This window comes from Dehalococcoidia bacterium, assembly GCA_028711995.1.
GTDB lineage: Bacteria > Chloroflexota > Dehalococcoidia > SZUA-161 > SpSt-899 > JAQTRE01.
In genome coordinates, this window is sequence record JAQTRE010000121.1 from 1 (window position 1) to 8,856 (window position 8,856).

Below are 8,856 nucleotides of genomic sequence, written 5' to 3' on the forward strand. Positions count from 1 at the left end.
CCGTACAAACACCCCTGTCGATTTCAATAATCCCATAGCCCTGCAGGGCGTCTACCGGGCAAAAATGGGTGCATATTCCACATCCCAGACACTTGGTTTCGTCTACTACGACCAACTTCTTCTCCTTTTGAATCGACAACTTCTCTAATATTTCCTTACAATCTTAACCACAGGTCCCTAAATCTGCCATCCGGCTGCGAATCCCGCGTGCACTGCCTCCCCCACTTTTGCCGGTTTGGCGCAATCTCCAACAACATATACCTCATCCCATTTCGCCTTGACATCTTTGACCAGTGAATCGTCTTTCTTCACGCCGAACGCCACGATCATCGTGTCTGCCTTGACGAACTTGTCTTTGCCGTCTGGCCCCAGGGTAACAATGCCATCAGGGCGAAACTCCTTCACCTTATGCCTGGCCATGATATTAACTCCCCGTTCGGCTAACTGGCGCATGAGAGTCAACCGGCTAATGTTGAACATATCCAGCGCTACATCATCCAGCATTTCGATAATGCTGACGGTCTTCCCCGCCATCGCTAGATCCAGGGCAGCATCACAACCCGATAACCCTCCTCCCGCAACCACCACGGTCTGGCCTCGAACCTGCTTGCGTCCCAGATGATAATCAACCACCTCCACAACATTCTCGTTGCCAATGCCAGGGATAGCGGGGCTAATCGGTTTTCCTCCGCACGCAACCACAACTGCGTCCGCCTTATGTTTGGCCAGCATAGCAGGCGTGACCGCAGTACTGAGGCGAACGTCCACTTTGAGCTTGTCCAACTGTGTTGTCCAGTAATCGATGAGGTCCCGCAAAGGCTTCTTAAACGATGCGGTGGCGGCTGCTCTCAACTGGCCCCCCAGGGCGTCCTGCTTCTCCACCAGCGTTACCTTATGGCCGCGAAGAGCAGCAACTCGAGCTGCCTCCATACCGGCCGGGCCTCCGCCAATCACTAACACCTTCTTGGGAGTATCCGTCTTGCGAAACTCGAAGTACCGTTCTGAGCCCGTAGCAGCATTCACACTGCAGGACATGGGCTTCAGGCGGAACACATTTCCGATGCACATCTCGTTGCAGCGAATGCAGGGACGTACATCCTCGAGGTGTCCACGGCGCACCTTGTTGGGCCAATCAGGATCGGCAATCAGGCCGCGAGCAGAGCCAATGAAATCGATTTTTCCGGCTTCCAGAGCCGCCTCAGACGCTTCAGGGCTCATATTCCCCGCTAACATAACTGGAATGCTGACCACCTTTTTGATGGCAGCGGCCAGATCCACCCACGGTGCATCGCCCCTGTATATCGATGGTAAACCGTAGTCCAGTGCCCCGTAGGTGCCGACGTCCACGCTGAGCAGATCCACCCCCGCTGCCTCCAGGTGCTTGGCAATCTCCATGGACTCCTCAATCTCCCGACCACCGGGAATAAAATGAACCAGCGAATAGCGGAAGGAAATGGGAACATCGGGGCCAATCTGCTTTCTTGCAGATTGTACCAGTTCCACCGCAAAGCGCATGCGCCCTTTCAGATCACCACCGTACTCATCTGTGCGCTTGTTCCAGAGGCTCGTCATAAACTGATCGACGAGATAGCCGGTATGAGCATGAACCTCCACCGCGTCAAAACCAGCCATGACCGCTCGCCTGGCTCCCAATCCAAAAGCCTCAACAAAGGCTTTGATCTGCTCCACACTCAGGGGTCGGCAGAGAACGGAAGGGTCCCTGAAAGTGGGGATCGCAGAAGGGGCCACAGGTGGATTCTGGGGATCGATTTCCGCAGCCTGTCGACCAAACGCTACAAAGAGCTGCATCATGATTTTCGCGCCGTAAAAGTGCACCGCATCAGCCATGTCTGCCAGCGAAGGCACCAGGGCATCCGAGTCCACAGCAAAGGGGGCAAAAGCAGCCGGCTTCTCCAGCGCCCGGGAAATCTTGGCTCCTTCAGGGATGATAAGGCCCGTGCCGCCTCGGGCTCGCTCTGCCAGATAGTCAACCTCCCGCCGCGAAGACCGCCCGTCAAGCTCGCACATCAACGTCCCGTGAGGCGCAAGCATGATTCGATTGCGCAGCTCCAGTTTGCCGATGCGACCCGGCTCAAACAGTTTGGTAAACTTCTTTGCCACGTTATACCTCCTCAAAACAGTCGAAGTGAAAAAGCGCTTGACTTCACAAATTAACCCAAGCCATCCGACGCAAGAGCGCCCCAAATCTGTTCAGTCCCTTTCCACATAGACATCAGTCTAATGCCCATGGGACCTTATACAACCCCTCCCCCTGTTCGGTTTCTTTACCCTTTTTCGTATCCCATTCCGGCTGACGATCCACGATCCAGCTTCATTTCCCAGTAACAGGGGATTTCATTGGGGGTTGTTCGAGGCGGCAGTTTTGTGGCCGTAACCTTGGCCCCCGGCAGAACCCCCTCGATAAAGGCCTGATAAGTCTTGACCTCGGTTGTATGGCAGAGCTGGATGATTCGATCACTATCGCCTTTCTTCTCCAGCCACTGCAGGGCCAAGCAGGGATGCATGTGCAGCTTGATGAAGTCCCCACTGAGGAAATCGTAATTGGGATTGTATACTCCCCCCGCACTTCCATCTGGAATGATCTGGGTCACCTTGAGGGCGTCGAGGAGGTCGCTCACTTCAATGCCAAGTGCTCTCAAGTGGTTGGGCACGGTCTCTCTCCCCACCCGGCACCAAGCCTCGACCTCACACTCGAGGGCCAACTCTGCGTCGAATCTGTCCTTAACGGTGTTGTACCAGTCCTCACCCTGCCTGGTGTAGAGGGTGGCGAAGGCCCGCATCAGCGTAATCAGCATATCTTTTGACGGGTTCTCCAAATATGCCGACACGGCCTTGCTGAATTTAGGGATGGCTTCATTATTGACCGCCTGCCACGCCTTCAACCGACACTCAAAGGCCACGCAGTCCCCTTTTCTCTTTCTGATCGATTGATAATAGAACTCATTTGATGCCGTATAAAGATGGGTCCATCCCTGAAACATTCTCATCAGGAATTCCTGGCTGAAGTCCTCCAGCTTGAAGTTGGGATTGAAGTCCCCACTGTAATTATTCAACTCCTGCATTTTCACTCCCTAAATATCTTCGTATTTACCGGCCCTAGCGTATTCCTGCAATGATCCCGATTGCACCGACCACTAGCCTCTTTGATGCGTCATCTATAGCTTGTTGCGCAGAGTTCAACTCAGCGGCAATTACCGGCTAGCTTTCCTTCACATACTCCCAGACGCAGGCATCACCACACCGGCCTTTTCGAGGAGGAAGCATGATCGGTTTACACGTATGGTCAGGCAATAGCACCTTAATGTAGTCAGTAAACAGCGCCACTTCAACCTGATGACACATGGGCATTATTCTGTCCGGAGCATTTTTCTCCATCCACTCCAGAATAAGGCATTTGTGCACTGTCAGTTTCACGTGATCCGGATTTATCACTTCATAGCTGGTGATGGGTTGCATCATCAGCCCCTCGGGAAGTAACTGCGCTACTTTTACGAAGTCGTAAGAGGTTTTCATGTCTACATTCGCCAGCCTGGCAATTCTGGGCACGTTGACTTTACAGAACTTCTGCCACAGCGCAAGTTCGAACTTATCCGCCTCCTCCTTTCCGATCTTGTCTTTGACCATACCGATCATCATTTCCTCAAATTTCAGAAACTCGTACTGCCATTCCCGCGCCAGTTTCGCCAGGAATTCTTGTGATAGATCGTTCAGGCTGAAATCCCCCTTGAGCGGACCGCTATAGTCATTCATCAACTCTGTCATCTTTTTTCTCCTGTTTTACAAATATGAATTTCTATTCGATTGGTTGATTCAGTTCAACCGCATCTTTTGTGCCGCGTCCAGTGTCAATGTATGATGCCCTTACTTGTCATCCTTTTTCGGGGCAATACATGATACTGCCGACTGGTTTGCAAGAATTATACTAATGCGCCTTGACGTTGTCAACTCTTTTTTGTACTATTCTAATGCATATGGTTATTATATTAGCCATTAACATAACTTCAGGCGTATATTTTCCTGCCATTAGTATACTACTGTCAACTGGATGATTCGGAATGTCAATGGTATCATAAACCCTGTGCCGATCTGGAGCCTTTGGGAACGAAACCTCTCGGAACCAGTTCCGTATAGCATTCTACAGTGCGCCTGTCAGGAGGATAATGAACAACAAAGCCATATCTCCTCGTATGGACTACGTCTACGATGAGCTGGACCTGATGCTTGTCCGGGAACTGGAAGTGGATGCCAGACAAACCACGCGTAATCTTGCTGCCAAGCTGGGCGTAAGTATCACCACCGTAACCAACAGAATCCGGAAGATGGTTGATACCAAGGCAATTGCATTTTGCACCATAAGCGATCCCCCTTCCCTTGGATATGAAGTCAGGGTAGTCCTGGGTATAAAAACCACACCCGGAACATCCACCAGCGTTGCAAAGGACCTGGCGCGTTGCAGAAACGTTCAAACTACCAGCCTGACCACGGGCCGCTACGACGTTGTGGTATACGCTTTACTTCGCAACAACCAGGACCTGCTCGACTGGGTCAGCGGTGAATTGGGCCAGATAGCCAACATCATAGCCGCCGAACAGATGATTATCCTGAAACTGGTCAAAAACTCCTACATGTATTTGCGGGGCGATACCACCCTGCGCGAAGAAATAGCACCCAGGTGTCTTGATGAATCGGAGTTGAAACTGATACAACAGCTGGAATTGAGCCCAAGGGAAAGCATCAGTGATCTGGGAGAGAAGATCGGCATGAGCAGGCAAACAACGGCCAAAAAGCTTAAGGCACTTCTGGAGGAAAAGATCATAAGGGTGGTCAGTATGGCCAATCTCCCGGCGTTTGGGTTTGTTGCCGGTGTCTACGTATTTTTGAGGGTAAAACTTGATAGAATCGTCTCGGTGGCACACACACTGACGGCTGATACCCGAATCTCAGATATCAGCATAATCACCGGCCGGTTCAATCTGATGCTGCACATGACCTTCCGCAGTGTGGAAGAAATGTCCCGCTTTCTAACCGGCGAGCTAGGCAGCATCCCAGGCGTTATCGATCAGGAAACGATGATTCAAATAGGACGAGCGCACCTCTCCTTTCGCTTGATACGATGAAGAAAACCTCACACATAATTGGCCTGCAAGAACAGCCAGACTATCCATCCCATCGAAACTCCCATCGGCAGGGAATTTCGCCCGGGTTTTTTCGAGGAGGGAGGCTCACAGGGATCACCTTCACCCCCGGCAAAACAGACTCGTGAAAAGCCCAAAAGGTCTCAAGCCCTGTTCTCTGACACAGCAGTACGATTCTTTCTGTTTCCCCTTTTTTCTCCAACTGCGATTTCACATGTCGGGCTGGCGCATCATCTCACAGCTTCCGCAGCAAATCGCATCGCTGTCTGCAAAAAGGCCCCGGTGGCGTTGTCCTCGAGCCGCTCTACGCCAGCCATAGATTGCTGCATCTTATGGACCCCCGAAATGATTCCTCGCATCGCTTCCAGATAATAAGCGTCTACCTTTCCGCCTTCCTGGCAGGATTTCATAATAGAGTCTGCCGCCAGCGACCCGCTATAGGCTGCACTTGCGATACCTCCCCCTCCTCCCTCTCCATCCAATAACCCGGCAGCATCGCCCACCAGCATGATATTACCCAGGGCAGGACGCAAAGAACCGTCAATCAGGTTCTTATGTAACACCGGCATAGTGCAAGCGTCTGTCCATTCAGGTTCTTGCTTCAAATCAAACCCGTGATGTTGGGCCAAAACTTCAAGAGCCTTTTGCATATTATCCTGCCATCGACCGGCAAAATTGGTTAGACCGACATAGAAGAACTCTTCTTTGTAGCCAAGGTGGAACAGGCTGCCGGGGAAAGCGCCGCCGGCATTATGAGATGAATCTCGATACATGAAATCATGAGAGTAGTTTCTGTCGATATCTTTCAGGGCTCCTTTATACCAATGCTCCACTGTCAGTCTCGATGGCACTTCAAAATTTGGGAACAAACATCTTCTCACCACAGATCGGCCACCATCCGCGCCGATGATAAATCTGGCGCTAAACTCTGTCTCCTTCCCCTGCCTCACCAACCTCACGGTACATTTGTCGTTAGATTGAGCCACATGGCGAACGGGAGTCTCATCCCACAATTGGGTGCCTGCATCCAGTGCCTGTTTCGTCATCCAGTAGTCAATATCCTTTCTCCAGCCCTGAGGGATGCTTCCTTCCACTTTTTCGCACCTCCCGTCCGGGGTGTGGAACATAAACCCGGCCAAACAGGGAGGATCGTTTAGCACTTCTTGTGGGATTTCACCAAACTCTCGGGCCACGATCTTCTTGGAAAAGCTGCCCATTATCCATCCGGCGCATACCTTGTGCCGGGGTAATTTATACCTTTCGAGTAACAGGACTTTCAAACCGTTCCGAGCGCATTTCTTGGCTGCTGCCGATCCGCCTGGTCCGGCTCCAACCACAATCACATCGAATTCAGATGATTTCATCAGGCCCCTTTCATTTACGCTATTTAATTCAACCACTTGGTCGTATTCGCCCCACCAGATCCTCCACGGCCAACTTGGCACTTTGCACCGCGCCCGGCCCGGCGATAGTTCCCCGGCCGCCAAGGCAATCCGAAACATTATACAAGAGTTCCACAGGAGTCTTCTGAGGAATCGAATATCCCGGCACATTGCGCAAACAGGGCCACTCACCACGATATACGCTTCCCATTAAAATACGACCATGCTTTTCAAAATCGGGAAAAAGCTCCTTGAGGTCCTGAACGTGCAAGTCGAGTTCCTTGCGGTAATCCACCGGGCCAAAGGCAGTGGAGGGAACCGAGAAGGTCTCCAATAGATGCTGTCCCGGCGGGGCATGTTCCGGACAGATTTGCGTGGTGCATACAGCGCAGAAGATCCGACGTGTGCCCGTTGGCATCAGGTTTCCGGGGCCCATCAAAGGCCGGTCGCTGGCGGTGTAAACCGAAATCCATGGCACCGGTATCAGATGATCCATGATATCCCGGACGTAGCCCATCTCCAAATTCTTAGCTCCCACCAGCTCGATGGTCTTCTTCGGTCCGGCGTTACTGATGACTGCCTGGGTTGTAACCTCTATTTCTTGCCCATCCTTCTCAACCAGAATCCCTTTCACCCGTCCTTTTTCCGTGACTATCTTCTTGGTTCGAGAGCGTATCCAGACCTTGCCTCCGTTGTTCTCGATGACCTTCTCCAACCGGGTGGTGATCCCTTCCGGCCCCTCCGGCATGATCCCCCAGTGCCGCCATCCCCCGCCCACCTTCAGGAAATAGAGGTAATCCTGTGCCGAACACTCGTTGCTTCCCAATCCCATGCCCCCACGGGCCATTGTATCGAACAGGCCGAGGATATCGTCGTTTCGGGTATACTGCAAAAGCCATTCCCGAAGGGTGATGCTGGCCGAAGGCTCTTGCCAGCTCATTGCCTTCCGAAGACGGCCCATGACAGCAGCCCCCTCCTCTTCGGTGCCACAAAGGGAGAGCAGTTTTCTGAGACCGCCCTTTTCCGGTATCTGATGGTCCTTGCCATGTATTCGATAGATGAAAGGATCCACCGGGCGGACTTCAAATTCCACACCGGCTTTTTTCAAGGTCTCCCCGAAGGGCGTCCCGATCTCCGCGCCGATGCCTCCGATGCACATCCTGAACCCCTGGTACTGAACCGAGGCCCATCTGCCGCCGATGCGCGGCATCTTTTCCACTACCAGCGTAGTGTATCCCTGCTTTCCCAATAAAGCTGCAGCGCAAAGCCCGCCAATGCCCGATCCTACGATAGCCACATCAACATTAATATGCTTCATCCCTGCACCTCCAGCGCCTCAACAGGGCACCACTCAACACAGGCAAGGCATTCAGTGCACTTCTCCTGGTTCACCTGACATACGCCCCAAACCCAAAGGGCTTCCACCGGGCAATAAGGCATGCAGCAGGCGCAGCCCACACACTTTGACTCATTGACAACCAGCATGAATTGATTACCTCCATAAATTATGTGTTCCCATTTTTGCAGCGAAAACCCCTTCAAGATCATCCTTGCAGTCGCATATTATTCCTCGCGGCTCCAGTGGTCACCATATCAAAAAACTGATCGGCGATCTGTGATGGAGACAACCCTCCCTCCTTCCTGTACCAAATGAACATCCAATTGCATATGCCCAGAAAGACAAGACTCATCAGTCTGGGGCTGATATCCGGCCGCAATTGACCGCTTTCAACCCCGTAAGCAACAACTTCATCCCAGATTTTTTCATAGCTGGCGACTATCAACTTGATCTCGCTTTGCAGTTTGCTATCGAGGGCATCAAGGTTTTCCTTAAAGATGATAAAGATTTCAGGATGATCACAGACTATCTGCACCTGAGCATGAATTACCTGCCGTAGCTTTTCCATAGGAGGGAGATCGAGATCGGAGGCTTGTTTCAAGATGGATAAGCCTTCAAGTGCCGAGTTCTTAACGCATTCGCCGAGTATGTCTTCTTTGCCTTCAAAGTAGTGGTAGATGCCGCCTTTCTGCAGGCCGACAGCTCTGCAGATATCATCCATGCTTGTGGCATGATAGCCCTGGGAGAGAAAGAGTCTCGTTGACTCCTTGATGATGCTAGCTTTTCGATCTGTCTTCATGCCTGCCTGGCCATATCTTCCTGATAAATTCACCGACCGGTCGGTATATATAGGTTAAAGTGGGTATGCACTTTACTCAACCGGCCACAAAATGTAGTATGTAGGCATGGAAGAGTCTGTTCATCCTGTTTCTGGCATTGATTATCCCGGGACATTCCAGGAATTTGACCGATGGTTTAC

The 8,856-nt window shown here is 51.9% G+C and carries 9 protein-coding genes; 1 reads left to right on the top strand and 8 read right to left on the bottom strand.

Annotated elements, in window-relative coordinates; genetic code table 11:
- From PHV74_12885 to PHV74_12900, 4 genes are all read right to left on the bottom strand, one after another.
- On the bottom strand, nt 1-115 hold a 115-nt coding region (locus tag PHV74_12885; GenBank protein ID MDD5095253.1), incomplete at its 3' end, for a 4Fe-4S binding protein.
- 62 nt (nt 116-177) lie between these two features.
- Complete coding sequence (locus PHV74_12890) at nt 178-2,121, bottom strand: FAD-dependent oxidoreductase (protein MDD5095254.1); 1,944 nt, start codon at nt 2,119-2,121, stop codon at nt 178-180.
- A gap of 164 nt (nt 2,122-2,285) precedes the next feature.
- The gene (locus PHV74_12895; protein MDD5095255.1) at nt 2,286-3,083 is read right to left on the bottom strand and encodes a hypothetical protein; all 798 of its coding nucleotides are present in this window, start codon (nt 3,081-3,083) and stop codon (nt 2,286-2,288) included.
- Nucleotides 3,084-3,219: 136 nt separating this feature from the next.
- Nucleotides 3,220-3,783: a hypothetical protein gene (locus PHV74_12900; GenBank protein MDD5095256.1), complete on the bottom strand. Its 564-nt coding sequence runs from the start codon at nt 3,781-3,783 to the stop codon at nt 3,220-3,222.
- 398 nt (nt 3,784-4,181) lie between these two features.
- Between PHV74_12900 and PHV74_12905 the strand changes: the two genes are divergently transcribed.
- Complete coding sequence (locus PHV74_12905) at nt 4,182-5,138, top strand: Lrp/AsnC family transcriptional regulator (GenBank protein ID MDD5095257.1); 957 nt, start codon at nt 4,182-4,184, stop codon at nt 5,136-5,138.
- Nucleotides 5,139-5,386: 248 nt separating this feature from the next.
- On the opposite strand, the gene PHV74_12910 is transcribed toward PHV74_12905, so the two are convergent.
- Genes PHV74_12910 through PHV74_12925 form a run of 4 tightly spaced genes read right to left on the bottom strand, consistent with a single transcriptional unit; the run spans nt 5,387 to nt 8,676 of the window.
- Nucleotides 5,387-6,520 (bottom strand): NAD(P)/FAD-dependent oxidoreductase, encoded by a 1,134-nt coding sequence (locus tag PHV74_12910; GenBank protein MDD5095258.1) that lies wholly within the window; start codon nt 6,518-6,520, stop codon nt 5,387-5,389.
- 28 nt (nt 6,521-6,548) lie between these two features.
- Entirely contained in the window at nt 6,549-7,856 is a 1,308-nt protein-coding gene (locus tag PHV74_12915) for an FAD-binding protein (protein MDD5095259.1), read from the bottom strand.
- Nucleotides 7,853-8,023 (bottom strand): 4Fe-4S binding protein, encoded by a 171-nt coding sequence (locus PHV74_12920; GenBank protein ID MDD5095260.1) that lies wholly within the window; start codon nt 8,021-8,023, stop codon nt 7,853-7,855. Before PHV74_12920 ends, PHV74_12915 begins: the two co-directional genes overlap by 4 nt.
- A 59-nt stretch (nt 8,024-8,082) precedes the next feature.
- Nucleotides 8,083-8,676: a TetR/AcrR family transcriptional regulator gene (locus PHV74_12925; protein ID MDD5095261.1), complete on the bottom strand. Its 594-nt coding sequence runs from the start codon at nt 8,674-8,676 to the stop codon at nt 8,083-8,085.
- Nucleotides 8,677-8,856: the final 180 nt, after the last annotated feature.

Excerpts from the sequence above, each read along its gene's own strand:
- PHV74_12895 (MDD5095255.1), bottom strand. The coding sequence starts at position 3,083 with ATGCAGGAGTTGAATAATTACAGTGGGGACTTCAATCCCAACTTCAAG.
- PHV74_12900 (MDD5095256.1), bottom strand. The coding sequence starts at position 3,783 with ATGACAGAGTTGATGAATGACTATAGCGGTCCGCTCAAGGGGGATTTC.
- PHV74_12905 (MDD5095257.1), top strand. The coding sequence starts at position 4,182 with ATGAACAACAAAGCCATATCTCCTCGTATGGACTACGTCTACGATGAG.
- PHV74_12910 (MDD5095258.1), bottom strand. The coding sequence starts at position 6,520 with ATGAAATCATCTGAATTCGATGTGATTGTGGTTGGAGCCGGACCAGGC.
- PHV74_12915 (MDD5095259.1), bottom strand. The coding sequence starts at position 7,856 with ATGAAGCATATTAATGTTGATGTGGCTATCGTAGGATCGGGCATTGGC.
- PHV74_12920 (MDD5095260.1), bottom strand. The coding sequence starts at position 8,023 with ATGCTGGTTGTCAATGAGTCAAAGTGTGTGGGCTGCGCCTGCTGCATG.
- PHV74_12925 (MDD5095261.1), bottom strand. The coding sequence starts at position 8,676 with ATGAAGACAGATCGAAAAGCTAGCATCATCAAGGAGTCAACGAGACTC.